The sequence below is a fragment of the Bifidobacterium sp. ESL0732 genome (assembly GCF_029395535.1).
Classification (GTDB): Bacteria; Actinomycetota; Actinomycetes; order Actinomycetales; family Bifidobacteriaceae; genus Bifidobacterium.
Genome location: NZ_CP113920.1, coordinates 1,589,262 through 1,614,626 on the forward strand (window position 1 = coordinate 1,589,262; position 25,365 = coordinate 1,614,626).

Here is a 25,365-nt window from a genome sequence, read left to right on the forward strand (position 1 = left end):
GCCCCATCGGGCGGTCAAGCCCTCAAACACGTTGCGATTGCGGCGCTACTGTCGCCATTGGATTGCAGATGCAATGGCCAGATATACAAGACGCCTCCCGAACCTGAAATTCGGGAGGCGCAAAGAAAACGGACAGCGGCTGCTTACTTGGTCTTGCTGGCGTTCTGGCGACGCTGACGCGCATGCCACTTGTACCATTCGTCGCGATCAAGGATGACCTTGCGCACGCGGATGGCCTCGGGAGTGACCTCGACGCACTCATCCTCGTTGGCGAAATCAAGCGCTTCTTCAAGGCTCATCTTGATTGGCGGGGTGAGCGTTTCGAGCACGTCGGCGGTGGAGGAACGCATGTTGGTCATGTGCTTGGCCAAGGTGACGTTGACATCGAGCTCGTCGGGCTTGTTGTTGATGCCGACGACCTGGCCTTCGTAAACGTTAGATTGCGGCTCGATGAAGAAGTTGCCACGGGCCTGCAGACGCTGCATGGCGTAAGGCGTTGCGGTGCCGGCGCGGTCGGAGACCATGGAGCCGTTCTGACGGGTCACGATCTCGCCCGCCCACGGTGCGTAGCCTGCGGAGATGGAGCTGGAGATGCCGGTGCCGCGGGTGGCGGTGAGCAACGCGGTGCGGAAACCGATCAAGCCACGGGAAGGAACCGTGAACTGCATACGAACCCAGCCGGAACCGTGGTTGGACATGGAGTCCATACGGCCCTTGCGGTCGGCCATGAGCTGGGTGACGGCACCCATGTACTCTTCCGGCACGTCGATGGTGTCGTTTTCCATAGGCTCGTTGAGCTTGCCGTCGATGGTCTTGGTGACCACCTGCGGGCGGCCGACGGTCAGCTCGTAGCCTTCGCGGCGCATCTGCTCTGCGAGAATGGCCAAAGCCAGCTCGCCACGGCCCTGGACTTCCCATGCGTCGGGGCGGTCAGTCGGCAGGACCTTGATGGAGACGTTGCCGATGAGCTCGCGGTCGAGACGGTCCTTGATCATGCGGGCGGTGAGCTTGTGGTCCTTGCCTTCACGGCCGGCCAGCGGGGAATCGTTGACGCCGAAGGTCATGGAGATCGCGGGATCGTCGACGTGGATCAGCGGCAACGGCTTGGGGTCGTTGGGGTCGACGATGGTCTCGCCAATCATGATGTCGTCAACGCCTGCGACGGCGACGATATCTCCGGGGCCGGCTTCTTCGACCGGACTGCGGTCGAGGCCCTGCGTGCGCAGGATTTCGGTGAGCTTGAAGTTCTCGATGGAGCCGTCGACGCGGGAAAGGCCGTACTGCTTACCCTTTTGCAGGGTGCCGTTATAGATACGGACCAAGCCCAAACGTCCGAGATAGTCGGAGGCGTCGATGTTGGTGACATGCGCCTGCAAGGGTGCGCCTTCGGTGTATTGCGGAGCAGGGATGTTGGAAATGATGGTGTCGAAGAGCGGTTCGAGGTCCTTGTTGTCGGGCAGGCCGCCGTCTTCCGGCTGGTTGCGCGAGGCGTAGCCCGCCTTGGCGGCACAATAGATGACCGGCAGATCGAGCAGAGAGTCGACATCGAGGTCGACTCCTTCCTCGGTGACGTCCTGTGCCAGGCCGAGCAGCAGGTCGGTGGTCTCACTGACAACTTCACTGATTCGCGCGTCGGGACGGTCGACCTTGTTGATGCAGAGTATTACCGGCAGCTTGGCTTCAAGCGCTTTGCGCAGCACGAAACGCGTCTGCGGCAGTGGGCCTTCGGAAGCGTCGACCAAGAGCACCACGCCGTCGACCATGGAGATACCGCGTTCGACCTCGCCGCCGAAATCGGCGTGGCCGGGGGTGTCGATGACGTTGATGGTGATGCCTTGCGGTTCGCCGTATTTGGCGGCCAACGGACCGATGTATTGCACTGCGGTGTTCTTGGCGAGGATGGTGATGCCCTTTTCGCGCTCGAGATCGTTGGAATCCATCACACGGTCCGGCACTTCCTCGCGTTCGCTGAACACATGCGACTGCTGAAGCATCGCGTTGACCAGCGTGGTCTTGCCGTGATCGACGTGAGCCACGATCGCCACATTTCGAATATCACCACGTACCGCCATAAAAGCCTCTCCTAATTACCTTTTCTTGGGTGTTTATCAGATAGAACTACTCTAACCTTCTACTTACACACAAACCTTCACAATAGTATCCACGTATCCCGACACGGATACGCTATTTGCAAAGCGTCGAAAAGCCGTGGCTACGTTGATCTTTTTCGAGTACGGAAAACGTTAAATCCAAAATATATCCTGACCGGCAACCCGGCGATCAATTTGCAGCCCATTAGCCCAAACTGATCGGACCACAATCAATTATTCCGTGGTCAACGGGGAAAGCACATCGTCGCCTGTCCCAGAGCCGTTGAACGCCGTGAAAGAAGATTCCGACTTGGGATTGAGCTGCGTGTCCCACGGTTTCCATATCTCATTACCGACGGCGACAACCCCAGGCACATAGCGATAGACGGCTGCGGGTCTGTGACGACCCTCCGCCAGCTTCTCCCCTGTGTCTTCAAGCTGACCGGAAGCAAGCATCTTACGACGAAAATTGCCCAGATCAAAAGTGCGTCCGGCGATAGCTTCATAGACATCGTGCAAACGACGCAAGGTGAAACGCGGACCGACCAGCTTGGAAGCCACGTCGGGGTACGACATCTTCGAACGCAGACGATCAAGAGCGTACTTGATGATGTCGGCGTGGTCGAAAGCGAGCTCGGGCAAGGCAGATTCAGCGAACCACTGCACATTGTCACCGTCACGCAGGTCGTCGACCTGAGCACTGCCGATCAACGCCCAATAAACGATGGAAACCATGGGCAGGGCGGAACCGGAGCGGTGGGGGTCGCCGAAGGTGTAGAGCTGCTCGAGATAACGGGGACGCAGATTCGTAGTCGATTCCAAGGCCTCGTATGCCGACCATTCCAGCGACCGCCCAGCCAGCAGGTCGCCTCCGGGAAGCGCCCACTTCCCTTTGAACGGTTCACGAACGCGCCGCACCAAAGGAATCCACAACTCGTCATGTTCGGCTTTGCCGTCATGCTTGTCATGAGAATGCGCCAGAGCGAAAATAATGACGGAAACCCCGACCTCAGGCGGGCCAGCCTTGCGTTCCGTCACATTGCCCTGCCACATGCTGCTGCGCTCCTTCGTTATCTTTCGGTCCTATTGCCCAATGCAAGACTACCAAGTCAAGATTACCGAGTACGGCATGTCGCCGTGCCACAAAGTGCCGGATTGTCTAAAGCGCAGCAGACGATTCGTTTTCCGTGTTCTCGGCCTCATTGACCACATCGCTGGCAGCTGGCATGAACGGAGCGAGTTCCGGAAGCTGGTCAAGTGATTCGAGTCCCATTTTTTCAAGGAAAAGCCCGGTGGTGACCAGAAGCGCCGCACGGGAATCAGGGTCGGTTCCTTCCTCACGAATGAGGCCGCGAACGCTCAACGCACGTACCACTCCATCGGAATTGACGCCACGAATGGCGGCGATTTGCGCACGGGTGACCGGCTGCTTGTAGGCCACAATGGCGAGCGCCTCAAGCGCCGCCTGCGAAAGCCGCGCCATCTGTCCATCAGTGACGAAAGCGGAAACGACCGGTTCGAACACCGCGCGATTGCCATATTGCCAACCACGGGCGGTATGCCGCAGCTCAAAGCCACGCGGAGCAAGATTGCGCGCTTCATCACCATCATATTCGCGTTGCATCGATTCAAGCGCCGAGGTGACTTCGTCTTCGTCAAGTGCCAGCACTCGAGCCATATCAACGGCCTGCTGCGGCTGATCGGCCACCATCAGAATCGCCTCGAGACAGGATTCGAGACCTCCCGGGAAATCTTCGACGGAAAAGTCCACATATTCTGGACGCGTAGGAGCCGCGTCCGAGCCCTCCGCGGGTACGGATTGCTGTTGCGCATTCATGTTTTCGGTTTCGCTCGTGGCTTCATCGAACGAGACATTATCACTCTCAGATACTTTCATTTCATTCATATCAGTCTCGATGTCATTCACGCCAAGCGTTTTCCTGTTTGTCGATTCCACGCCGTTTCCGGCCATATCATTGGTCTCGCTCATGCGAAATCACCTTCGTTCACTTCCACGGCGTCGTCCCCATTATCGGCACCTGGTATCCATCGTAAATGCAAATCCTCAAAAGGACCGGCCTGCTTGTACTGCAGCACACCCTGCTTGAAGAACAACAGAACGGATAGAAACCTGGCGACAACCACCAACGTGCTTTTCGCATCCGCGGTAAGTTCGGCAAACGTCATCGAGCCGCCTTCGTCCAGTCCGCGCAATCGATCGCGCACAACCTCGGACTGCTGCTTCAAATCGACCTGCGAGACGTGCAATTGGTCGAGCCGCACCTCATCGGCCGGGGCGTTCAAAAATACGTCGACGGCGATTTTCGCCAGATCTTCAGGACCAAGAGACCATGCCAGCTCCGGAAGCATCGCGGAAATGGACTCGTCAGTGTAAGCAGGGTGCGGGAAACGGCCAGAATTAGCGGCGAACAGTTCACGGAAATCATTGGCGGCACTTTTGAACGCGCGATACTGCACAAGCCGAGCAAAAAGCAGATCACGTTCGCGCAGGGCCTCCATGCTCTGTTCATCGCGTTCGCCGTTCTCGTCGCCGGGCAGAATCGCCGCGCTTTTGGCTTCCACCAATACGGATGCGACATCGAGGAACGCGCTGACCTGCTCCATGTCACGCGCCATATCAAGCCCGCGCACATATTCGATGAATTCCTCGGTGATGGCCGAGAGCGAGAGCTCCGTCAGTTCCAGCTTACGGCTGGCGATCATCGTCAACAACGCGTCGAACGGGCCGGAATAGACGGCAAGGCTAACCGAAAATCCCTTGTTTTCAGCCTCTTGCGTTTGTTCTTCCACTGGTCAATCGGCCTGCGATCAATCCACGATGCCGCGGGCGATGAGCTCGCGTGCAGTCTCACGGTATTCCTTGGCCGTCTTGTGGTTCGGCGCGTAGATCGTAATCGGCGCGGCGGCGACGTTGGAATCCGGCAGCTTGATGGAACGGGAAATCACGGAGTGGAAGACCTTGTCTTGGAAGGCCTCATAGATACGCTGCAGCACTTCCTCGCAGTGCAGGGTGGAGGTGTACATCGTCACCAGAACGCCGTAGACCTCGAGCTGCGGGTTGATGCGCGAGCGCACTTTTTCGATGGACTGCATCAATAGCGCCACGCCACGCAGCGCGAAGAACTCGGCGGCCACGGGAATAATCACACCGTCGGCTGCTGCCAACGCGTTGACGGTCAAGAGGCCCAGCGAGGGCTGGCAGTCAATAATAATGACATCATATTCGTTCTTCACACCTTCAAGGACGCTGGCAAGAATACGTTCGCGCCCGACCTCGGTGACGAGCTGCACTTCAGCGGCGGAAAGATCGATGTTGGCCGGAATGATGTCTAGGTTCTCGAAATCGGTGTGCTGCACTACGTCGTGGACGTCGAGCGACGAGTCGAACAACGCGTTGTAAATGGTGGCATCCACCGTATTCGCGTTGATGCCGAGACCGACGCTGGCGGCACCCTGCGGATCGAAATCGACAATGAGCACGCGCCTGCCATATTGGCTCAGCGCCCCACCAATGTTGATGGAACTGGTGGTCTTGCCGACACCGCCCTTCTGATTGCACATCGCGATGATGCGCGCCGGACCGTGGTGGTCAAGCGGTTTCGGCGCGGGAAACGTCTCATATTTTCGTCCAAGAAGATCGGTAGGCATGTCTTTTATGCTATCAACAGGCCTGTTCACGGCCTGTTCCACAGGTTTAACGGAAACCGTCCCCGGAAGCGAAAGCTTGCCCTGCACCACACGTTTCGGCTGCTCCTCGCCGAGCCATCTCGCGGCGCTGAATCCGCCGTCACGGTATTGATTTTTGGACTTGTGCACAGTTTCGAGACTTCCGTTTTTGGCTCCGCTTTTATTCCTACCTTTATTATTGGTCTCACGAGACTTTGCGATTTTCTTTGCCATCGAATTCTCCCGCCTCATCGCCTACACAATACTGATAATCATCCTAATCCATCCGCATACCAACATCACCGGGCGCGAGGATGGGCGGTCAGGTAGGTCTCGATGAGGGTTTCGGGACTGACGTGCGTATAAATCTGCGTGGTGGTCACCGAGGCATGGCCCAGAAGCTCCTGAACCGTGCGCACGTCGGCGCCTCCCTGGATCAAGTGGGTGGCAAAGGAATGACGGAGCGTGTGCGGGTGCAGTGGTTTTTCGATATGTGCGCGTTCACCAGCTGCCTTGACCACTTCCCAGACCGACTGGCGAGAGATGCGCCGGCCGCGCTTGTTGAGAAAGATCGCACGCCGCTCCTTGGTGCCCTTCGCTTTGGCTTCAAGTTCAGGCCTTCCTTCAGCGATATAACGCTTCAACGCCTTCAGCGCATACTCCCCCAACGGCACCAGACGCTGCTTTGAGCCTTTGCCGGTCAACACCACCACACGTTCGTCGAAATCGATATCGTTCAAATCCGAACCGGTGGCCTCGGAGACACGGCAGCCAGTGGCATACATGAATTCCAGCAACGCCTTGTCGCGCAAAACCACCGGGTCAGCCGAACCGCCCATCGCCGCCGCGTCGAGCAGACGCGACACCTCGTCGATACTCAGCACATCAGGCAAGTGGCCAGCGGCCTTTGGAGCCTTCACCCTAGCGGATACGTCGTCATCGACCACCTGCTGCATCAACGCGAATTTGTGGAACTCGTGAACACTGGCGAGCCGTCGCGCCTTGCTGCGGGCGCTTTCACCGGCCTTGTCGAGCGCCGCCACATAGTCTTCGACGTCGTGGGACGTTACCTCATCGAGTTTCTTGATTCCATGAGAGGAAAGCCAGCCCAAGTATTTTTTGACATCGGCGGAGTAAGCGTTCACCGTCGACTTCGCCAGTCCCCGTTCGACGCCGATATGCGCCAGAAACTGCTCGAGCAGGTTGTCCGTCTCATTCATGGTTCCGATTCTAGACGATGATGCACGTTCGTAACACCGATGCCATTATCGGCCTTACATAAGTGATGCGTCATACGACCAGAAACATTCATTTCCTCGGTTTCCTTGTGGGGCTTACGGCATTGGCTTAAGACTTGCACGCCTGATAGTGGCTGCGCGACGACGGGTTTCTTCGTTGCTATATACAGCAATGGGTCGGACCAACAGCAATATTGCTATCGCTGCCGGTCCGACCCATTGCTCACAGAGCAATCATGAAATCATCATTTCATCATTCATCAGCCCTCGTTGTTGAGCGCCTTCTCGCCGCGCTTGGTGTAGATGTAAATCGCACCCGCGCCGCCGAGCAGTGCCACAACCACGAGCCCAACGAGGATGGCCCCCGCACCGCCGGTCATCGGTAGCTGCGAGATGGAGTTGACCTCACGCACCGGAATGAAATAGCTGGCGTTGGTGGTCGAGTTCCAACCAGTGGGGTTCGCCTCAACCAGGTCGAAGAAGTCGCCGGTGTTCTTATAGTGCGGCTCCTCGGCGGAATTCGGTGCGCCCGCATCGATGGTCACCGTGAAGTTCGACTTGGAGATGTCGGAGTAGCCGGACGGCTGGCTGGTCTCGTCGACGGTATAAACACCAGCGGAAAGCCCGTCGAAGCGCAGCTGGCCGGCGGTCAGACTCCCATTAACCGCATCGCCCGGAGCACTCGAACGCTGCAAGGCCGTGACCGCTTCGGTGTTGTCGTCACCCTGATTGGCCGCCTTCTTGTAGCTGCCCTTGATGACCTTGCCGTTGCCGTCCTTGACCGGGTAGAACTTGATGGCCTTGCCGTTACTGTCGAGGATACGGAACACGCCGTCTTCGAGCTTGGTGTCGGGGTTGTTGCGTGCCTGGTTGACGATTCCGAAGCTGTAGAAGTAGATCTTGGGCAGGTTGGGGTCGTTCGTGTCCTCGGTGTGGTCGATCACGCCCTCGCTGGCCGGCGGGTTCGACGGGTTGTTGGGGTCGCCATTGTCATTATCAGGCTGGGTGCCGCTGTCGTTGGAGTAGGTCAGCTTGATACCATTCTTCAGGGCACCGCTCACGGCGCTGTCATCGATCTTCATCTTGTAGGTGATCTTGATGAAGTGCGTGCCGAAGTACATCGGGTTGGCCGGAGTGCCGTCGCCTTGCGAGATGAGCCTGATGACCGGGGAGAAGTTGAAAGTGACCACCCCACCTGAGGTCTCATTACCAGCCGCCGGGGTGATGGTGTAGCCGTCAGGTGCGTCGACGTCAATGGCTTGGCCAGAAGGTGAAGTGTCAAAGAGCTCGGAATTACTAATCTTGACGGTCGTGCCTATCGGCACATAGGTCAGGCCCGGAGAGGGATGATCGGTGAGCTTGTACGTGTAGTGCGTAAAGCCGGTGGTCAGCGGGATGCTGGCGATGATCTGGTAGGTCAGCTCGTCGCCGATACCGGCCGTGGCGGGTGTCGGGGCGATGAGCTTCTTCTTGATCATCGGCGTCTCGCTCTTCATGTTGATGACGCCAAGCTTGTTCGCCGCATCATCTGCGAAGGTGTCATACAATGTGCCATCCGTGGAGACCACTTGGGTTCCCACCAACATCGGGATGGAAGCCGGCGAATTGCCCGCAAGCGTGGCGGTGGTGTCCACCACCAGATACATGCCGCCTTTGAGAGTCGGGAAGGTCACGTTCATATCGGCGGTATCACTGCCAGTGGTCGGTGCCGCAATGGTGCTGACGTCTTCTCGGCCGGTGGCGGCCATACGGGCCTTGACGTTGGCGTTGTCGGAAAGCTTGGTGACGAACTGGCGCAGCTTGCCGTCGTAGGCCTTGCCACGGGCGCTCGAGGTTGAGTCCTCGGAGGTGTTAGTGGTCGAAGCGTAGCCGAGCCAGGACTTGGCCACCGCTCCCATGACATTGTCCTCGTAGCCTGTCGGCATCGACGAGACACCTGCGGTCTGAAGGTATGCGTTCTTCATGGCATCCGCAATTTCCTGTCCCGCAGGCGCACTGTTATCGATGTTTTTGGAGCTGATGCTCACACTCTCGATTTGGTTGTCTGCGTTCTTGGAGGCGGTCATGTAAACGCCCAGACGCATCGCTGTGAACGCGTGCCCCTTGATGGCCGAACCTTTGCCTTTGATGGTCAACGTCGCAATCTTCGAGGCTGAATCCATCGGATTGATGGGGATGGACGTCGAGGCTGCGTTGGCTACGCCTGCCGGGCTCAGAGCGAGCAACGCGGCCGCTGCGGCCACGCCTCCCACCAGCGCCTTGAAATGTGTGCTCTTCATGATTATGCTCTTTCTATTGTGTAAGACTGCAAAACTTGTATTGCGATGCTTGAGTTTGATTGTTGTCGGCGATCGCTGGACGACGCATCATCATTCGCCCAGCCACCCGGCGGCCTGCGATGATACGCTGCATGCCGCCGATATCCGGTTGCTTTATGGATCATCCACCGCCTTTCCCGTCGTCGGATCAGCGAATGAAGGGTCTTCTGACGCCATTCGTCGGCTTACGTATGCGTAGATTCCAGCGCCAAGAGTCAACAGCAGCAATATCAGCCCAGTAATTATCCACGGCAGATTGCTGTGGTCGCCGGTGAACGGCAACGCCTTCGCCGGTGGAATGAGGTTCAGCGGCACTGCGATAATCGCGGTTTCGTTGGTTTGCGAGTCGACCGCGTAAATGTGGATGTCGCCGGAAGAGAGCCCATTGGGCACTGCAACCGACCAATGACCGCTCGCATCGGTGGTGACCGGGGTGGCGGTCGAGCCGTCGGGCCAAGTGACGTGTACCGTCACGTTCCCCTCCGGGTCGGCGTCCGCACCGAAATTGTGATAGGTCTTGTTGATCGTACCGGATAGATTGCCACCGCTGACCGCCGTGTCATCGAGCCTGGGCGAGGTCATGTCAAGGGTGACCACCGTGCGGTCAATCGACGAGGAAGTCTCGTTTGTACCAGCCGCATCGCTCAGATATGCCTGGAACACATACGTATCGAGCTTGGTATGCTGCCCGTAGAAGAAGCTCGGCTCGACCTCACATGTCCAGTTCTGCTGGCCAGCTGAAAGATTGGTCAGGGTGCACAGCAACTTGTCCGAGGTGGGATGCGAATTGCCGACATTCGACTCCGCCGCCACACGGGTCGCATAGACCTTAAGCGTCATTCCGGCGGCGGGCGTATTGACTGTGCCGTGGACCTTGACCTTCGAACCCGTAGGCAACAAACCGTTCGCAGTCGTCTTGGTGTGCGGCACTTCGGTCAGATTCGGCAGCACCACCGGCGGCGGCACGAATTGCAAGGTACGGATGTTGGAGAATCCGGAAGTCAGGTCGTAACCGCTGGTTGTCTCGGCCTGCCAAGCATGATAGCGCACCGAGCCATTCGTCACCGTGTTGTCGTTATCTGCAATGGACCAGCGCCCGTCCGAACCGACCGTCGCCTCACCTATATATCGTCCGCGCGTATCGGGGTCGTCAGGAGCGGTGCCGACAATCGGTTTGCTCGGGTCTTCAGCGTAGAGCCGCACCACATGGCCGGGAATGCCCGTACCCTCAATGGTCGGATGCTGGGTCTGCAACCAGCTGCCCTCGGCGGGTGTGGTGATTACGGGAGGCGTAACAACAGGCAGACTGTATTTGTAGTAGGCCGTGTCGATGTCCCAGCCTTTGGCGACCAGCGCGTCGGCTTCGCTCTGCGACATTCCGGCGGTGACCCCGTTGGGCTGTCCGTCAAGCGGGTTGTATGCATCGCGCATGTTGGGCGCCACGCAGTTGGCGGTGGAGCCTGAAGCAGTGGTAGTGATGGGCCAAGTCACCAGTTTGAAATACCCGTCCAGCTCGGGCTGGTCATCCTTTGCCTTTTTGAAATCAATGGTGCCATCAAGATTCTGCGCCGGTGCCATGTTGCTGCCCGACCTCGCCCGAATATCATGATTATCGAGAGTAATACGATTGAACGCTGAGTTGGACGTGGAGCCACTGGCAGGGGAAGTGCCCCGTGGAGTCTGCCCATCGACACGTTGCGCGGTGGGCGTCAGATCGTTGACCGGCACCCACTTCTGGCCACCGCTCAGGCCAAGCCACTGGAAATAGAACGACGTGTTGCGCGAGCAGGTGTTGGTCACGCCCGAGTCGTACCAAGGATTGTACCAATAGACGAAGAAGGAGTTCGGTGGAGCGGTACCGGCACTAATGGGCGTGCCACTGACGACGTTGATGCCCACGTCGGTCATCAAGCCCCAATTGGCCTGATTGCCGCTCCACAATAGAGGGTTATCGTCCCAGCCCACAAACGCGCGTGGACCGTTGCAATCCGCACCTGCTCCGGTTCCGCTGCACTCCCTGGAGTATAGTTTGGCCGGATAAGCGGCGGTAAGATTGGTCCAGGTGCTGCCTTCGGCACGATTCGGCGGAATCGTCCAGTTGTTGTCGTTGACGTTGCCGGTCTGCGCATAAACATATTGCGGTGTGGTGACACCACCTATCGCCGTCCGGTCAACGCTATTGGTATAGCTTAGGTCCGCCTCGACGGAGATTGTCAGGTAATCGTAGACACCTGAATTCACGATGCTGTGAATAGTGTAGCGTTCATCCCTGTTCTGCGCCCATTTCAACGCTCCTGCAGCCCCTGCAAGGCCACTGCCGAGAGTGTTGATATAAGTGAGCGTGGTCAACCCACCAGTGGCGCTCGCATCGTTTTGAAAAAGAAGTTTGAGTCCGCAGCTGCGCCCTGTGGAGGGGAAGCCGGTCTGGCATTGCGTGGGATCGTTTGCCCTGACCTGGCCGCGGGCGACGCGCAACACAAAGTCCATGCGCAGCTCATCCTGATCGGTGTCGATGTGGGTGTTCAAAGCCAGCATCTTGAAGAGCTTGGGTTTGTAGTCTATCGGCTCATTGGCTTGGACAGAAACTTCATTAGCTTGAGCCACACCGACCGGTGACGAAATCGGCGAAGAGGTCGATGGCGGCACAATTGCCAATGACACTAGCGCGAAACATATCGCGAGCAGCGAGCAAACCACCGCCCGCCACCACTGTTTCCGAACCCTGCCACTGGTCATATGCTCTTGCCTTGCCTTGATGGATGCCACTATGCAAACCACGCACAGGTATGAATTACACTTCACATATTAGTGCGGTAATGCGTGGATAATCCAACTCAAGCCGCCCATTAACGCTAGACGAACATCCGTTTTCGTCTAACGAAAATCCGTGTACCAACACTGCATAATGCCGTTCGAGCTACTCCCGCTAAGGTTTGACGACCCTAAAACCATCCTTTTGCATGACGAATCGGCCAATGGCGACGATGCTTCATTAGAATAAAGATTATTCCAACGGCGATAATCGTCAACGCCGTGATCGTCCCCCACAACAAACCGTCACCCACGGAATCCTCAGGGTAAGGAATGTCTTTGGGAATCGGGCGACGCTCCGCCGTCAGTACCAGACGATGTGTGTTGACCCCATAAGGCGTGCAGGTCATCAACGTCACCAGATCCTTGCCTTGCTGCACCTTGTAAAGATGGACATCGTCCGGGGAGACGACGTGAATGGCCGTGACCCGGTAGCCCATGGTGCGACCCAAGGTATCGATGTAGATGACATCGCCTTGCCGGAGCTGGTCCAGCCGGGTGAACAACGTTTCGTAGGGACGGCCTCGATGTCCGGTTAGCACGCTGTTGGTCGACTTCCCGCCGACTGGCAGACTGGTGCCGTAAAGATGGCCCACGCCCTTGTCGAGCACCTCATCGGAAGTGCCATGGTAGATCGGCAGTTTCAGGGAGATCTTGGGGATATGGATGACTCCCATCACCCCGCCGCCACCGTTTAAGAGCCCTTGATAGGTCGTGTCCTTTTGCGAGGACGTCAAGGCTTTTCTGCCGCCGTTGGAGTTCTTGACCGACGAGGCGAACGGATCGCTGAACTCTCCCAATGAATGTTGCGTACTCGAGGCTATGGATGCGTTGTATCGCTGTGCGGCCTGGTATTCCCCAACCACTTTGCCTTGCGGCCACTTGCGAACACGGTTCATGGCAGCGACGGCTTCGGCCTCCTGTCGTCGCGCATTGACATATTGATTCGCCGGCAACCAGAGCGCCAAGGCGACAGCGGCCACTACAAAAAGCGCGGCCACGGCCTTCATGGAGTTGATTATCCTGCGTTTTTTGCGGATAACCGCAGCATGGTTCAATCCTTCGTGAATGGCTGCAAGGAACGGCTTGTAGAAGTTTTCGCCATGCGTGTCATCGGTACGCGCGGCACCGTTGCTCAACCGAGCTGAAACACGTTCCGGCAGCGTCAGCCGACCGTTCCGAGACCCCTGCGTCTGTGCAACGGTTCGGCGGTCTTGCCTGGGCCCGCGTGCTCCATCATCGTTCATATCTCTTACGCTACACGTTTTAAAGGCACCAAGTCGATTCATGGTGCCCTAATACGCGAAAAGCCCCCGCGATTGCGGAGGCTTGACATATTTTATTTTAAAGCAGATGCTCAGGCGGCCACCGGGGCGTTCACGTCCTTGGGCAGCGCGGCCTTCGCCTGATCGACGATGGTCTTGAAAGTGTCCGGATCGGAAACGGCAAGCTCAGCAAGCGCGCGGCGGTCGAGTTCGATGCCCGCGAGCTTCAGGCCCTGCATGAAGCGGTTGTAAGTGATGCCCTGAGCACGGACGGCAGCGTTGATACGCTGGATCCACAGCTTGCGGAAGTCACCCTTACGCGCCTTGCGGTCGCGGAAGTTATAGTTAAATGAATGGAGCAGCTGCTCTTTCGCACGACGATACAAACGGGAGCGCTGGCCACGATAGCCCGAAGCCCTCTTGAGAACGACGCGACGCTTCTTATGAGCGTTCACTGCGCGCTTGACACGTGCCATATTGTTTCCTCTAGCTTTCTATAAACCTATATACCCTTGTAAACCAAGCCGATTTCAGCGGCCGAGCAGCTTTCGCATGTTCTTGCTCTGCGACGTGGCCAGCACCTGGTCGCGGGAGAGGTTGCGGCGCTTGCGAGCGGACTTGTGCTCAAGGTTGTGGCGCATCGAGGTGCCAGCCTGCATGAGCTTGCCCGTACCGGTGACGCGGACGCGCTTTTTCGCGGCGGAATTGGTTTTCATCTTCGGCATTGCTGCCCTCCTATTTTCTTTCGGATATCGAATCATTCTTCGATGCCCTGTGCCCGCCGACGTTGCCATCGGCCGGCACAAAAATTTCCTCTTACTTCTTGCTTGCCCTTGGCGCCGGCTTGGCCGGTTTTGCGGGCTTGGCAGGTTTCGCCGCAGCGGCTGGTTTCGGCTTGTCGGCAGGCTTTGCAGCATCTGCGGCGGGCTTAGCCGATTTTTGAGGCTTCTCCGACTTGGCGGGTGCTTCGGCCTTGCTAGCCTTGGACGTTGCCTTGGTAGAAGACTTGGCCGTTGCCTTCGGCTCGGCAGCCTTCGCAGGCTTTGCGGAAGCGGACGATTCGGCTACCTTGATTTCATTGGCAGCTTCCTTCGTCTCGCCGGCTTCCTGTGCCTTTTCCTTCTCCTTTGCCGCAAGCCTTGCCTTCTGGCGGGCCTGGCGGTCGGCACGGGTGTCGGCGCCACGACGTCGCTGCTCGGACTTGGCGTGAATCTTCTTGCCCTTGGGAGCCAACGTCATGAAGATGTTGCGTCCCTCGTGCTTCGGGTAGAACTCGATGGTGCCATACTCGGAGACCTCATCGGCCAGACGTTGCAAGAGCTCCACGCCACCAATCGGACGTGACTGTTCACGGCCGCGCAGCATGATGGTGACCTTGACCTTATCGCCGCCCTGAAGGAAGCGAATCACATGACCTTTTTTGGTCTCGAAGTCATGCTCGTCAATCTTCAGACGGAAACGGATTTCCTTGATCTCGGCCGCACTCTGATTACGACGTGCTTCACGCTGCTTGATCTTCTCGTTGTACTTGTACTTGCCATAGTCGATGAGCTTGGCCACCGGAGGATCTGCATTCGGCGCCACTTCAACCAAATCGAGATTTGCTTCCTTGGCCAGATTCAATGCGACCGAGGTCGCGATGACCCCGACCTGCTCGCTGTTCGGGCCGATCAGGCGTACCTTGGAAACGCGTATCTCGTCGTTAATGCGTGGTTCTGCGCTGATGATGAACTCCAATCCTTGCTGCTGTTGGATGCACCGTCTATGAAAACGCAAATGCCGAATCACTTCGACAATAGACGCAGCAAAGATTCAAAACACAGGTATCGAATCCAATCGACACGCAGAAAGTCACGGTAAATACCGCACTTTCGATTCCCCGCAAACGTAGGAAATGCTTTGAACCCGAAGCTACGAAAAGCTTCCAGGTGGGGCGCACCCACTTTCTTGATTTCTCAAGCCAACAAATAATTATACTACACGCTACGACAACAGAGCCGTGTCCGAAAATGCAAGTGAAACGCCGTGATGCGTGATAGTTGTCGTCCCCAAACGTTTCTAATCAAGAATCCCGCGTCGTCGAGTCTTCACAGCTGGGTTAGCAAAGAACTCACTGACGGGTATCGAAATTTGCGTATTCCAGCTCTTTCGAGGCACCGTCGTCTTCAATCTGCACCTTGCCGGTGGGATGGAAACCGATATGGCGGTAAAAGCCCTGTGCCTTGTCGTTGGATTCCTGTACCCACAGCACCACACGCTTGGTTGGCAACGCATCGAACACTGCCTGCGCCAGCTTGCGCCCGATACCCAGACCATGGCAACGGTTGAGCACATAGATTGCTGCTAGCTCCGCGCAATTGGGATAATCGCTGGGTTTACGAGCAGGATTGGCGGATTCAGCATAACCGACCACCTCATCGTCCACCAGCGCCACGAACACATTCGCCGGGTCGTGACGTTTCGTGACTTCAAGCGCGAATTCCGGCGTGATCTTGTCAACCAGCCACTGCGGCAGCTTGCCCTGATAGGTCTCATGCCAGGTCTGCGAGTGCACCTTCGCCTTGGCCTCGAAATCGGCTGGCATGATATGCCGCACGACGACGGAATGCTCACAATGCTCACTTGTAGTCGGCATAATCGTTCCCTTCCTTGGAAAGTCATGTCCCGTCAATCAACGTCTAAGAACGACGGGGACGGATGCGCCTGCCTCACATCATCGTGAAGCGGGCTTCGGTCCTACTTGTTGATTACTGCTTCAATATTGTTGCCATCAGGATCATGGACAAAGGCCGCATAATAGCTCGGGCCGTAATTCGGACGAGGACCTGGAGCACCGTTGTCACTGCCACCGGCCTTGAGACCAGCGTCATAAAACGCTCTCACTTCATCTTCACTTTGCGCCACGAACGCGAGGTGAATCGGCGACGGAGTCGTGCCCTCCTTTGCGGCTTCGATCCAGACGCTGTCGTTATCCGTGCCGTCCGAGAACATCACAGCTCCGGGAAACTCGGCACCTTGAACGTAACCGAGAGGCGCCAACGCCGCCTGATAGAAAGCCTTTTCGGCATCAAAATTAAGCGTGTACACACCAATATGGTTGATCATGATTCTTTCCTTCTGTTGAGGTAGACTCACATTTTTCAAGTCCCCAAAATGCGAGCCAAAAACGAACGTTGCTCACAGCATAATAGCATCATTGCAACTGTTTCGAGACATTTTCAAAATCGTCAATGTTAGTTAGGCCGGCATTTTCAACGTCCCTGCAAAATGTAAGCCAACAACACATGTAAAATTTATATATGACCCTTTCTCGTCCATGTTTCATTTTCGCCGCCGGAACCTACTACGGCAATGAGCCATCCACCAGCCAACTTCCGGATGACGCCTTTATCATCGCGGCCGATGGCGGTCTTGATCGCACCCGGGATTTGGGGATCAGGCCCGACTTGGTGATCGGCGATTTCGATTCCGCAAAGGCAGAAATTCCGCGGGATGTCGAAACCATCGCGTTGCCACCGGAACACGACGATCCGGACATGCTTTCGGCACTGAAAACCGGATGGTCGCGTGGATACAGAGACTTCCACATTTATGGCGGATTGGGCGGACGAATCGATCACACAGTCGCCAATATCCAGATGCTCGCATTGCTGGCGCACAACGGCGGCGTCGGGCTGTTATACGGCGAGCACAGCGTGGTCACCGCGATTTGCAACGGCTCGTTATCGTTTGTGTCGGATGTTTTAGAAGACAATGCCACCAATCGCATGGTTTCGGTTTTTTCGCATGCCGACACCTCGCGCGGAATAAACGAAACGGGACTTAAATACGAACTCAAAGACGGAATCATGCACAGTGACACCGTTCTTGGAGTCAGCAACGAATTCCTTGCTGGTCATCCAGCCTCAATCAGCGTGTCGGACGGCACCCTTATCGTCACTTTTCCCCTTGAGGCGACGTTGCCTACGTTCAAGACCAGTGTCAAAGCCCCGGAAACACTGGGGCCGTTGTCTTCGCATGTCTCGGCGCTGCTCAATAAGTCGCGTTGAAACAGACATTTTTGTCTGATAGCACACGATTGGATTATTTCTCGTATTTCATACTTCAATAGGGCCTAGTATCAAAGCAACAACGTAATGAAAGGATCCGTCATGACCAGCGCAAACTCCACTACTTTGAAACCCGACCCTGCCCAACAGGACGGCAAAGTGCTCTTCGTGTGCTACAACCATTGCTCCACCTGTGCCAAAGCACGCAAATGGCTAGGCGAGAATAACATCGATTTCACCGAACGCGACATCAAAGGCGACAACCCCACCGCCGCCGAACTCAAGCGCTGGTGGAAGGCGAGCGGTCTGCCTTTGAAGCGTTTCTTCAACACCTCGGGCATGCCCTATCGCGAAATGAAACTCAAGACCAAACTGCCGGAAATGAGCGAAGACGAGCAGCTGAAACTCCTTGCAACCAATGGTATGCTGGTCAAGCGCCCAATAGTTGTGAACGCTAACACAATTTTGGTCGGTTTTGATCCCGAAACATGGAAAAACACCTTTTCTAGTAGAGGAGACAAGTTAAAATAACAATTGTTGGTAAATTACAGCAAAGGGCGCGAGCCCGCGTTCCCAAGCTGTTCCTTTAGGGAGAATTACATGACAGTAAAGATTGGTATTAACGGTTTCGGCCGCATCGGCCGCCTTGCGTTCCGTCGCATTTTCGAACTTCAGGCCCGCGGTGGCGAGGCCAGTGACATCGAGGTCGCAGCAATCAACGATTTGACGACCCCGGCCATGCTCGCTTACCTGCTGAAGTACGACAGCGTTCACGGCACCTTCCGTCACGATGACGGCACCCCGGTCAAGGTCGAGTCCACCGATGACGCGATCGTGGTCGACGGCAAGGAATACAAGGTCTATGCCGAGAAGGACGCCCGCAACATTCCGTGGGTGAAGAACGATGGCGTTGAGTTCGTGCTCGAGTGCACCGGCTTCTACACCTCCGCCGCCAAGAGCCAGGCTCACCTGGACGCCGGCGCCAAGAAGGTCCTCATCTCCGCTCCGGCGAAGGACGACACCACCCCGACCGTGGTCTTCGGCGTCAACCAGGAGATCCTCAAGCCCAGCGACAACATCGTTTCCGCCGGCTCCTGCACCACGAATTCCTTCGCGGCGCTCGTCAAGATGATGGATGACGAGTTCGGCATCAAGGTCGGCTTCATGACCACCGTGCACGCCTACACCGGCAGCCAGATGCTGCTCGACGGTCCTCGTGGCTCCAAGCCGCGCAACAACCGCGCCGCCGCCGTGAACACGATCGAGCACTCCACCGGTGCCGCCAAGGCAATCGGCAAGGTCGTTCCTTCGGTCAACGGCAAGCTGCAGGGCCACGCCCAGCGCGTGCAGATCCCCGACGGCTCCTTCACCGAGCTCTTCACCGTGCTCAACAAGGAAACCACTGTTGACGAGATCAACGCCGCCGCCAAGAAGGCCTTCGAGAACAACGAGACCTTCGGCTACAACGGCGACAGCATCGTCACCTCCGACATCATCGACGACACCCACGGCGGCGTCTTCGATCCTACGCAGACCGACGTCAACACCATCGACGGCACCACGCTGGCCCGCACCGTTGCCTTCTATGACAATGAGTACGGCTTCACCTGCAACATGATCCGCACCCTGCTCTACTTCGCTGAAATCAGCAAGTGAACACGTTGCGGCGATAAGCTGCAGAATCGTTTCATTTCCGAAACGTGATTCGTGATGAAAAGATCCCCAATCGTTCGGTTGGGGATCTTTTCGTATCTGCAGCAGCCATTGTTCATTGCTTACGTCTGCAAACTTTGACTATCATTTGCCCACGCCGGCACTTTACACGAATGTCGCCTGATCAGTTCAACAAAACCTGAATTCAGAAACGAAATGATGATCTGGCACGATTAGACTTGAAGATATGGGCAAAAAACACAAGAAAGCAGCGGGAACGGCCTCTACCCCAGCCACGCGCGAGCTGAGTGAAGCAGGAATTCCCTTCAAAATCTATGAATATGAACATTCTTCTGACCATATGGACGAAGGTTACGGACTTGAAGGCGCGGAAAAGTTGGGCATCGACCCACATCGTTCGTTCAAAACGCTCATGGCTGACACAGGAGATGAACGGGTCATCGGTGTGGTACCAGTCAGCGGGCACTTGGATATGAAATATCTCGCCACGGCCGTAGGGGCCAAGAAAGCGGCTATGGCAGACCCGAAAGTGGCGCAACGCGAAAGCGGCTACGTGGTCGGCGGCATCTCGCCTCTGGGCCAACGTACAAAGCATAAGACGGTAATTGACGCAAGTGCGATGCAATTCGACGAAATCATCATTTCCGGTGGCAAGCGCGGTTTCAGCGTCGGCGTAAATCCAAATGACCTGGTGAAAGTACTCGGCGCCACTGTCGCTTCAATCGGTACTTGGTAGAGTCGCCTCCTCCCAAATCCTGGGCCCAAAAAGAACCTTCTGATTCTCAATGTCATAAAAATAACCCTCTTGGTGCGCCAAGAAGCCCTTATTAGCCACTTTGACCAAGCAAACTTCATATTTTGACCTTCTTGGCGCACCAAGAGGCCGTGTTATCCGAAATTGAGGCTCATTCTTCTTATTTTGGCCAACTTGGTGCGCCAAGCAGCCGTTTTTATCCGAAATTGAGGCTCATTCTTCGTATTTTGGCCATCTTGGTGCACCAACAGCTTTAAAAAACGGCAAAATATGGATAATGACATGTTCGTTTCATTTGCACCGTCGCAGAATCAGACCGAGTGTCATATTAGAATAGTGAACGGTAACAATTACGTTTCTACAACAGGAGTTGATATGACTTCAACGACACTGCCCCCTCGCTCGGGACAACAATTCACCATTTCGCACGGCGACTACATGGCAGTAGTCACTGAGCTCGGCGCCACGCTGCGCAAACTCACCTACCAAGGCAAGGACATGATCGCCTCGTGGGACCCGGATAAAACGGTGCCCTGCACCAACGGCGAGCTGCTCGTACCCTTCCCCAACCGCATCGAGGACGGCGTCTACACCTTCGAAGGCAAGACCTACGAGCTGCCGATTGACGAGCATGAGAAGCATAACGCCATCCATGGTTATGGCTATCGCGCCTTCTGGAAGCTGGAAAGCCTTGAAGAGGATTGCGTATCACTGACCTGGCGCACCGGCAATATGAAAGGCTATCCTTTCGACCTTCTGGTTCGTGCCACATTCAGCTTGAGCGACGACGGGCTCAAGCTCACGTTGTCGGCAACAAACAACGATTCCGTAGACGCACCGTGGGCCCTAGCCATCCACCCGTGGATCGCCAACGGATTTGACGGTTATGGCGATGAGATCGACGGACAGAACGCCCAATGCAAAGTCACCATCCCCGCACGCACGCACGTCACCGTCAATGAGCGTCTGCTCCCCACCGGCACCGAACCTGTAGCCGGCAAGTATGACCTGCGTCAGCCTACGGCCCTCACCGAACAGCCTTTCGACGACGCCTGGACCGACGTCGAACGTGACGCAGACGGCAATGCCTTCGCCACTCTGACGCGTCCGGACGGGCTGACGGTGAGCGTCGGCGGTGACAAGACCATTACCTCGTTCCAGATGTGCACCGGCACCGGATTTGCGCCGGAAAGCCATCCGGCGGGTGTCGCCATCGAACCGCAGACCGCATATGCCAACGCGTTCAACAGTGGCCGTGATCTCATCGTCATCAAGCCTGGCGAGACCAGCTCCACCAACCTCTATTTCAAGGCTGAACAGCGCTGAATCGTCCTGGATAGGTACCGTAGATTTTTTAGTCGAATCTCCGGCGTTGGCTTGCGAGAAGTCGCAACAACGTGCGATAATGCCTAAGGCTTATTCATTGAACGTAAAGGAGTCCATCATGGGAATGCGCGGACGTAAGCGTAAAGACCGCCGCAAGAAGGCAGCCAACCACGGCAAAAGGCCAAATGCCTGAGTTCCGTTAGGTACGCAGAAAACGAAAAATGCCCCGCAGTAAATGCGGGGCATTTTCATATACAACTCAAAACATCATGCAGAAGCGATTTCGCCGTCGCGGGATTCTTCGAGGCAACAACGGTCGAGCGTGGCCTCAAGCTTGGCGAAAAGGCATTGTGGCGCTGTTGCCGGACGCAACAAACCGCGAAGTTCAGCAATCAAGGCCTTTTCACTGGCATCACAACAGGATTCAGGATTAAAGCACTCGTCATCGGGGACGCGCTTGTTCGAATCATAACAGGAGATTTCGATGTCGGTACGCGTGACACCATCAGCGTGTTGGCTTCTCACCACCACCCGACTGGTACGCTCGACTCGTCCGTCCATCGTCGTTCTCCTTTCATGACTGCTAATCCACTATTATTACTCATTTTGGCCGTTTTGGGGTTCGCGGATAGTGAAGACAAGGCCTTTTTCCGAATTTCCCGGGCTATTCCTTGGGTTCTTTGGGTTTTACCGTTCCGAAGATTTTCCAGACTTCGCCTTTTGTGCAGGATTCCCAGGTTCTATGCCCATCTCCTTGCCATAACCACGCTGCCGAGCATATTCGGTCAACTCGTCCTTCAATTGCGAGCGCGCGCGGTTGAGGCGGCTCATCACCGTGCCGATCTTGATGCCCTGTTCCTTGGCGACCTGCTTGTAGGATTTGCCGTCGATGGCCGTATCGATGAAGACCTGACGGCGTTCAGGGGAAAGTGAATCCAGCGCCTGCATGATCTCGGCCGGCGCAAAACCGTCCAGGTATTCCTGCTCAGCAGATTTCAGTCCCTCAGACGAATGATCAGAGGCCGAATAGATGTCCCAATCGTCGTACTCCCCTGTGGAATCGTTGGCACGCTGGGGGCGGCGTTTGGCCTTGGCATATTGGTTGAAGTAGGCGTTGCGTTCGATGGTGGTCATCCACGCTTCGAAGTTGCTGCCTGGGCGGAAGCTATCGAAAGCCTTAAACGCACGCTCGTAAGCGTCCTGCACGAGGTCCTGCGCATCCTCGGGGTTGTTAGTAAGCTTCATCGCTTGTCGGTAAAGCGCATCGACGGCAGGCATCGCAAGAGCCTCGAAACGCGCGCGCTTCTGCGCTGTCGTCTCCTGCTCCTGCTGCTTGGTCTGTGCCTGGTCGGTTTGTGTCACGTTACTATTGTAAACGTTCGTCTCATATCGCCCGACACGCGCTTTTCCCGCATTTTATTTAGATATTTTCAATATAGGCATATGGTTTTATGAACATATTCAATCAGAAAACTTGATACCATGCACAACGATATTTCTTAGGATTGTTTCAAAAGAGAACCATCGAGAAGAAAGAATATCGCTCTCTCTATAATGTAATGCAATGTCGGAATCGGAACGCACAATATTGTTATGACAACAACGAAAAACAATGCGGACGCCGACAACGCGGCACCCATGCTCGACGCGATAGCACAAGCTCCTCAGCAAGATGAAGACACCACACTCGGAACTGCTTGGCTGCTCGGTTTCGACACCGAGACCACCGGAACCGGTTCGGCTGACGCCATCGTCTCCGCCTCGCTGGTTCTGCGCGACCCCAGCAAAGGCTACGAGGGCGACGTCGTGGCGGAATGGGTCATCAATCCACACCGTCATATAAGCGCCGGCGCAAGCCGGGTCAACGGGTTCACCGATGAATTCCTCGAGTCCAACGGCGCGGAACCTGCCGACGCCATCGCCGCCATCGCTTCCATCGTCGCAGCCGCTCAAGGCAAGCAAATCCCGCTGCTCGCCTACAACGCGCCTTTCGACGTGCGCATGCTGGCCGGTGATCTCAAACGCTGGAACCTGAAAGCGCTCCCCGATGAACTTCTGGTGGCCGATCCGCTAGTCATCGATCGCGAGATCTCGCACCGTCACGGCAAGCGCACGTTGACCTATACCACCGAATACTACGGAGTCGAACCACATGGCGATTTCCACGATGCCACCGCCGACACCACCGCGGCCGTTGACCTCATCCAACCGATGTCCACGCTCTACCCGAAAGTCGGCAACCTAAAGCTCGGTGAACTCATGGACTGGCAGCGCGAGGCGCACAAGAAGTGGAAGGATTCGTTCAACAAGTGGATGGAATCGCGCGGCCGTCGGCCTATCACCGATAACTGGCTCTGAACGCTTCTGTATAGCAGCTACGAAACCAGCAATAGCGGAATCTTCATAAAAGAACACCATATTTTACGGCGATACCCGATTATCGATGCGGGATTAAGCCCGGTTTCACGTCGGCATGCAGAAGATTCACTGTGATGTGTAAGTTCCATTCGATTGTGACAGGTTCCTCTTATTTCCGCTTCCATGATGCGCTAGCCTTATGGGTGGCAAGAAAGGTTTGATATGGCTCTGACTCTGGCAACTGCGGTCGAATTGCTTGATAAGCATCATCTTTTGCGGGAAATCATCCAAGGCAAGACTTGGTCGCGTAACCCCGCACGTTTTGCGGGTGCCGAAGACGCTTTTAATTCCATCACCTATGACACACGGCAGGTGCGCGAAGGTTCGTTGCTGTGTTGCAAAGGCCATTTCAAAGCCGACTATCTTTCAGGCTGTGACGAACACGGACTCAAGGCCTACGTTGCGGAAACGGACTTCAGCGAGAAAACCGAAGCCATCGGCATTATCGTCGATGACATACGTAAGGCGATGAGTCTGCTTTCCGCCGAATTTTACGGACGGCCACAGGACGAACTCACCGTCATCGGCATCACCGGGACCAAGGGCAAAACGACTACCGCCTACTTTGTTCAGTCGATTCTGAACGCTGCCAGCGATGGCAGGGCTGCCCTGTTCTCGTCAGTGGACAACTGCCTTGACGGACATACCTACACAGCCTCCGCGCTGACCACGCCGGAATCGATGGACGCGTTCCGCATGATGCGCGAGGCCCTTGATAACGGAATGCGCTACCTGGTGATGGAGGTCTCCTCGCAGGCTTACAAAGTCGAGCGCGTGTACGGGCTCACTTTCGATGTCGGGGCTTTCTTGAACATCTCCCCCGACCACATCAGCCCCATCGAACATCCTACGTTCGAAGATTATTTGTATTGCAAACGGCAGATTACGACCAACAGCAAGACGTTGGTGCTGGGAGCTGACTGCGACCACGCCGATCTTATTGAAGAAGACGCTGCGGCCGCGGGCGTTCCTGTTACCACTTTTGCTTTGCACACCAGCGGCGCAACCAATAGCGGGACCAAAGCCGACACCGTTGCATGGCCGGCGGATAAAGACCGTACGGCGTTTCATATCGAAGTTGCAGGCACAACCGGCACCTATAAATTGCGCATGGATGGCGATTTCAACTATGCCAACGCCGCCGCGGCACTGACCATCGCACAGCTTGCCGGTATCGACCTCAATAATAAAAAAATTTCACACGCACTAGAAAACGTTCGTATTTCGGGGCGCATGGAGCAGTTCAAGGACTCACACGGACCGAATGTCGCCATCGTCGATTATGCGCATAATTTTGCCAGCGTCTCTGCCCTGATTGACTTCGCGATCGAACGGTATGGCGCAAACAAGCCACGAATTACGCTTGTCAGCGGCTCGGCCGGTGGCAAGGCGGTAGACCGGCGGAAAGAAATCATCGACGCCGCGCAGCACCGCGTCGACCGCATCATCATCACCAGCGACGACCCCGACAGGGAACGCGCGGAAGATATCTGCGAGACCATGCAAGCTGCCGTCAACGATCCCAATGTGCAATCAACCGTCATTATCGACAGGCAAAAGGCCGTCGAAACCGCCATCACCGAGGCACAGGCGCACGATGGTTTCGACGTGCTGCTGATCGTCGGCAAAGGCGAGGAACAGTGGATCAAAGTGGACGGCAAACACGCCCCCTACGAAGGCGACACCCATATCGTTACCAGGTTGTTCGGCCAAACCCATTCATGACACCGAACAG

At 56.1% G+C, this 25,365-nt stretch carries 22 protein-coding genes and 1 pseudogene; 7 read left to right on the forward strand and 16 right to left on the reverse strand.

Annotated elements, in window-relative coordinates; all coding sequences use genetic code 11:
• Nucleotides 1–143 precede the first annotated feature (143 nt).
• The 14 genes and pseudogenes from typA to OZX70_RS06240 form a co-directional block, all read right to left on the reverse strand.
• On the reverse strand, nucleotides 144–2,072 hold the full coding sequence (typA, locus tag OZX70_RS06175; RefSeq protein WP_277179948.1) for a translational GTPase TypA: 1,929 nt from the start codon (nucleotides 2,070–2,072) through the stop codon (nucleotides 144–146).
• Nucleotides 2,073–2,324: 252 nt separating this feature from the next.
• Nucleotides 2,325–3,143, reverse strand: a complete 819-nt coding sequence (locus OZX70_RS06180; RefSeq protein WP_277179950.1) for an NUDIX domain-containing protein — start codon at nucleotides 3,141–3,143, stop codon at nucleotides 2,325–2,327.
• Nucleotides 3,144–3,249: 106 nt separating this feature from the next.
• A complete protein-coding gene (gene scpB / locus OZX70_RS06185; RefSeq protein WP_277182132.1) occupies nucleotides 3,250–3,927 on the reverse strand; it encodes an SMC-Scp complex subunit ScpB in 678 nt (225 codons plus the stop codon).
• A gap of 149 nt (nucleotides 3,928–4,076) precedes the next feature.
• A complete protein-coding gene (locus tag OZX70_RS06190) occupies nucleotides 4,077–4,901 on the reverse strand; it encodes a segregation/condensation protein A (protein WP_277179952.1) in 825 nt (274 codons plus the stop codon).
• Nucleotides 4,902–4,919: 18 nt separating this feature from the next.
• A complete protein-coding gene (locus OZX70_RS06195; RefSeq protein WP_277182133.1) occupies nucleotides 4,920–5,759 on the reverse strand; it encodes an AAA family ATPase in 840 nt (279 codons plus the stop codon).
• Between the two features lie 317 nt (nucleotides 5,760–6,076).
• Entirely contained in the window at nucleotides 6,077–6,997 is a 921-nt protein-coding gene (gene xerD / locus OZX70_RS06200; RefSeq protein ID WP_277179954.1) for a site-specific tyrosine recombinase XerD, read from the reverse strand.
• A 278-nt stretch (nucleotides 6,998–7,275) separates the two neighbouring features.
• The gene (locus tag OZX70_RS06205; protein WP_277179956.1) at nucleotides 7,276–9,294 is read right to left on the reverse strand and encodes an isopeptide-forming domain-containing fimbrial protein; all 2,019 of its coding nucleotides are present in this window, start codon (nucleotides 9,292–9,294) and stop codon (nucleotides 7,276–7,278) included.
• A gap of 153 nt (nucleotides 9,295–9,447) precedes the next feature.
• Entirely contained in the window at nucleotides 9,448–12,069 is a 2,622-nt protein-coding gene (locus OZX70_RS06210; RefSeq protein ID WP_277179959.1) for a hypothetical protein, read from the reverse strand.
• A gap of 206 nt (nucleotides 12,070–12,275) precedes the next feature.
• On the reverse strand, nucleotides 12,276–13,391 hold the full coding sequence (locus OZX70_RS06215) for a class C sortase (RefSeq protein ID WP_277179961.1): 1,116 nt from the start codon (nucleotides 13,389–13,391) through the stop codon (nucleotides 12,276–12,278).
• 110 nt (nucleotides 13,392–13,501) lie between these two features.
• A complete protein-coding gene (gene rplT / locus OZX70_RS06220) occupies nucleotides 13,502–13,885 on the reverse strand; it encodes a 50S ribosomal protein L20 (RefSeq protein ID WP_277179963.1) in 384 nt (127 codons plus the stop codon).
• A gap of 54 nt (nucleotides 13,886–13,939) precedes the next feature.
• On the reverse strand, nucleotides 13,940–14,134 hold the full coding sequence (gene rpmI / locus OZX70_RS06225) for a 50S ribosomal protein L35 (RefSeq protein ID WP_277151572.1): 195 nt from the start codon (nucleotides 14,132–14,134) through the stop codon (nucleotides 13,940–13,942).
• A gap of 349 nt (nucleotides 14,135–14,483) precedes the next feature.
• Nucleotides 14,484–15,164 (reverse strand): annotated as a pseudogene (gene infC, locus OZX70_RS06230) (translation initiation factor IF-3); the annotation flags it as partial.
• Between the two features lie 355 nt (nucleotides 15,165–15,519).
• Complete coding sequence (locus tag OZX70_RS06235) at nucleotides 15,520–16,044, reverse strand: GNAT family N-acetyltransferase (RefSeq protein ID WP_348519427.1); 525 nt, start codon at nucleotides 16,042–16,044, stop codon at nucleotides 15,520–15,522.
• 101 nt (nucleotides 16,045–16,145) lie between these two features.
• Nucleotides 16,146–16,514, reverse strand: a complete 369-nt coding sequence (locus OZX70_RS06240) for a VOC family protein (RefSeq protein ID WP_277179965.1) — start codon at nucleotides 16,512–16,514, stop codon at nucleotides 16,146–16,148.
• A 194-nt stretch (nucleotides 16,515–16,708) separates the two neighbouring features.
• Here OZX70_RS06240 and OZX70_RS06245 point away from each other — a divergent pair, with 194 nt between their 5' ends.
• From OZX70_RS06245 to OZX70_RS06265, 5 genes are all read left to right on the forward strand, one after another.
• Nucleotides 16,709–17,458, forward strand: a complete 750-nt coding sequence (locus OZX70_RS06245) for a thiamine diphosphokinase (RefSeq protein ID WP_277179967.1) — start codon at nucleotides 16,709–16,711, stop codon at nucleotides 17,456–17,458.
• Between the two features lie 159 nt (nucleotides 17,459–17,617).
• Nucleotides 17,618–17,989, forward strand: a complete 372-nt coding sequence (locus OZX70_RS06250; RefSeq protein WP_348519444.1) for an arsenate reductase family protein — start codon at nucleotides 17,618–17,620, stop codon at nucleotides 17,987–17,989.
• A gap of 69 nt (nucleotides 17,990–18,058) precedes the next feature.
• Nucleotides 18,059–19,114: a type I glyceraldehyde-3-phosphate dehydrogenase gene (gene gap, locus OZX70_RS06255; RefSeq protein WP_277147295.1), complete on the forward strand. Its 1,056-nt coding sequence runs from the start codon at nucleotides 18,059–18,061 to the stop codon at nucleotides 19,112–19,114.
• Between the two features lie 244 nt (nucleotides 19,115–19,358).
• Nucleotides 19,359–19,868, forward strand: a complete 510-nt coding sequence (ybaK, locus tag OZX70_RS06260; RefSeq protein WP_277179971.1) for a Cys-tRNA(Pro) deacylase — start codon at nucleotides 19,359–19,361, stop codon at nucleotides 19,866–19,868.
• A gap of 393 nt (nucleotides 19,869–20,261) precedes the next feature.
• A complete protein-coding gene (locus tag OZX70_RS06265; RefSeq protein ID WP_277179973.1) occupies nucleotides 20,262–21,212 on the forward strand; it encodes an aldose 1-epimerase family protein in 951 nt (316 codons plus the stop codon).
• A 267-nt stretch (nucleotides 21,213–21,479) separates the two neighbouring features.
• Here OZX70_RS06265 and OZX70_RS06270 read toward each other — a convergent pair whose 3' ends face one another.
• Together OZX70_RS06270 and OZX70_RS06275 are read right to left on the reverse strand one after the other, a co-directional pair.
• A complete protein-coding gene (locus OZX70_RS06270) occupies nucleotides 21,480–21,773 on the reverse strand; it encodes a hypothetical protein (protein WP_277179975.1) in 294 nt (97 codons plus the stop codon).
• A gap of 126 nt (nucleotides 21,774–21,899) precedes the next feature.
• Entirely contained in the window at nucleotides 21,900–22,490 is a 591-nt protein-coding gene (locus tag OZX70_RS06275) for a sigma-70 family RNA polymerase sigma factor (RefSeq protein ID WP_277182135.1), read from the reverse strand.
• Between the two features lie 315 nt (nucleotides 22,491–22,805).
• Between OZX70_RS06275 and OZX70_RS06280 the strand changes: the two genes are divergently transcribed.
• Together OZX70_RS06280 and OZX70_RS06285 are read left to right on the forward strand one after the other, a co-directional pair.
• On the forward strand, nucleotides 22,806–23,570 hold the full coding sequence (locus OZX70_RS06280) for an exonuclease domain-containing protein (protein WP_277179977.1): 765 nt from the start codon (nucleotides 22,806–22,808) through the stop codon (nucleotides 23,568–23,570).
• Nucleotides 23,571–23,792: 222 nt separating this feature from the next.
• On the forward strand, nucleotides 23,793–25,355 hold the full coding sequence (locus OZX70_RS06285) for a UDP-N-acetylmuramoyl-L-alanyl-D-glutamate--2,6-diaminopimelate ligase (protein WP_277179979.1): 1,563 nt from the start codon (nucleotides 23,793–23,795) through the stop codon (nucleotides 25,353–25,355).
• Nucleotides 25,356–25,365: the final 10 nt, after the last annotated feature.

Bases quoted from the DNA above. Each gene is read 5' to 3' on its own strand.
- typA (WP_277179948.1), bottom strand. From the start codon at position 2,072: ATGGCGGTACGTGGTGATATTCGAAATGTGGCGATCGTGGCTCACGTC.
- OZX70_RS06180 (WP_277179950.1), bottom strand. From the start codon at position 3,143: ATGTGGCAGGGCAATGTGACGGAACGCAAGGCTGGCCCGCCTGAGGTC.
- scpB (WP_277182132.1), bottom strand. From the start codon at position 3,927: ATGAATGCGCAACAGCAATCCGTACCCGCGGAGGGCTCGGACGCGGCT.
- OZX70_RS06195 (WP_277182133.1), bottom strand. From the start codon at position 5,759: ATGCCTACCGATCTTCTTGGACGAAAATATGAGACGTTTCCCGCGCCG.
- xerD (WP_277179954.1), bottom strand. From the start codon at position 6,997: ATGAATGAGACGGACAACCTGCTCGAGCAGTTTCTGGCGCATATCGGC.
- OZX70_RS06205 (WP_277179956.1), bottom strand. From the start codon at position 9,294: ATGAAGAGCACACATTTCAAGGCGCTGGTGGGAGGCGTGGCCGCAGCG.
- OZX70_RS06210 (WP_277179959.1), bottom strand. From the start codon at position 12,069: ATGACCAGTGGCAGGGTTCGGAAACAGTGGTGGCGGGCGGTGGTTTGC.
- OZX70_RS06215 (WP_277179961.1), bottom strand. From the start codon at position 13,391: ATGAACGATGATGGAGCACGCGGGCCCAGGCAAGACCGCCGAACCGTT.
- rplT (WP_277179963.1), bottom strand. From the start codon at position 13,885: ATGGCACGTGTCAAGCGCGCAGTGAACGCTCATAAGAAGCGTCGCGTC.
- rpmI (WP_277151572.1), bottom strand. From the start codon at position 14,134: ATGCCGAAGATGAAAACCAATTCCGCCGCGAAAAAGCGCGTCCGCGTC.
- OZX70_RS06235 (WP_348519427.1), bottom strand. From the start codon at position 16,044: ATGCCGACTACAAGTGAGCATTGTGAGCATTCCGTCGTCGTGCGGCAT.
- OZX70_RS06240 (WP_277179965.1), bottom strand. From the start codon at position 16,514: ATGATCAACCATATTGGTGTGTACACGCTTAATTTTGATGCCGAAAAG.
- OZX70_RS06245 (WP_277179967.1), top strand. From the start codon at position 16,709: ATGACCCTTTCTCGTCCATGTTTCATTTTCGCCGCCGGAACCTACTAC.
- gap (WP_277147295.1), top strand. From the start codon at position 18,059: ATGACAGTAAAGATTGGTATTAACGGTTTCGGCCGCATCGGCCGCCTT.
- ybaK (WP_277179971.1), top strand. From the start codon at position 19,359: ATGGGCAAAAAACACAAGAAAGCAGCGGGAACGGCCTCTACCCCAGCC.
- OZX70_RS06265 (WP_277179973.1), top strand. From the start codon at position 20,262: ATGACTTCAACGACACTGCCCCCTCGCTCGGGACAACAATTCACCATT.
- OZX70_RS06270 (WP_277179975.1), bottom strand. From the start codon at position 21,773: ATGGACGGACGAGTCGAGCGTACCAGTCGGGTGGTGGTGAGAAGCCAA.
- OZX70_RS06275 (WP_277182135.1), bottom strand. From the start codon at position 22,490: ATGCCTGCCGTCGATGCGCTTTACCGACAAGCGATGAAGCTTACTAAC.
- OZX70_RS06280 (WP_277179977.1), top strand. From the start codon at position 22,806: ATGACAACAACGAAAAACAATGCGGACGCCGACAACGCGGCACCCATG.
- OZX70_RS06285 (WP_277179979.1), top strand. From the start codon at position 23,793: ATGGCTCTGACTCTGGCAACTGCGGTCGAATTGCTTGATAAGCATCAT.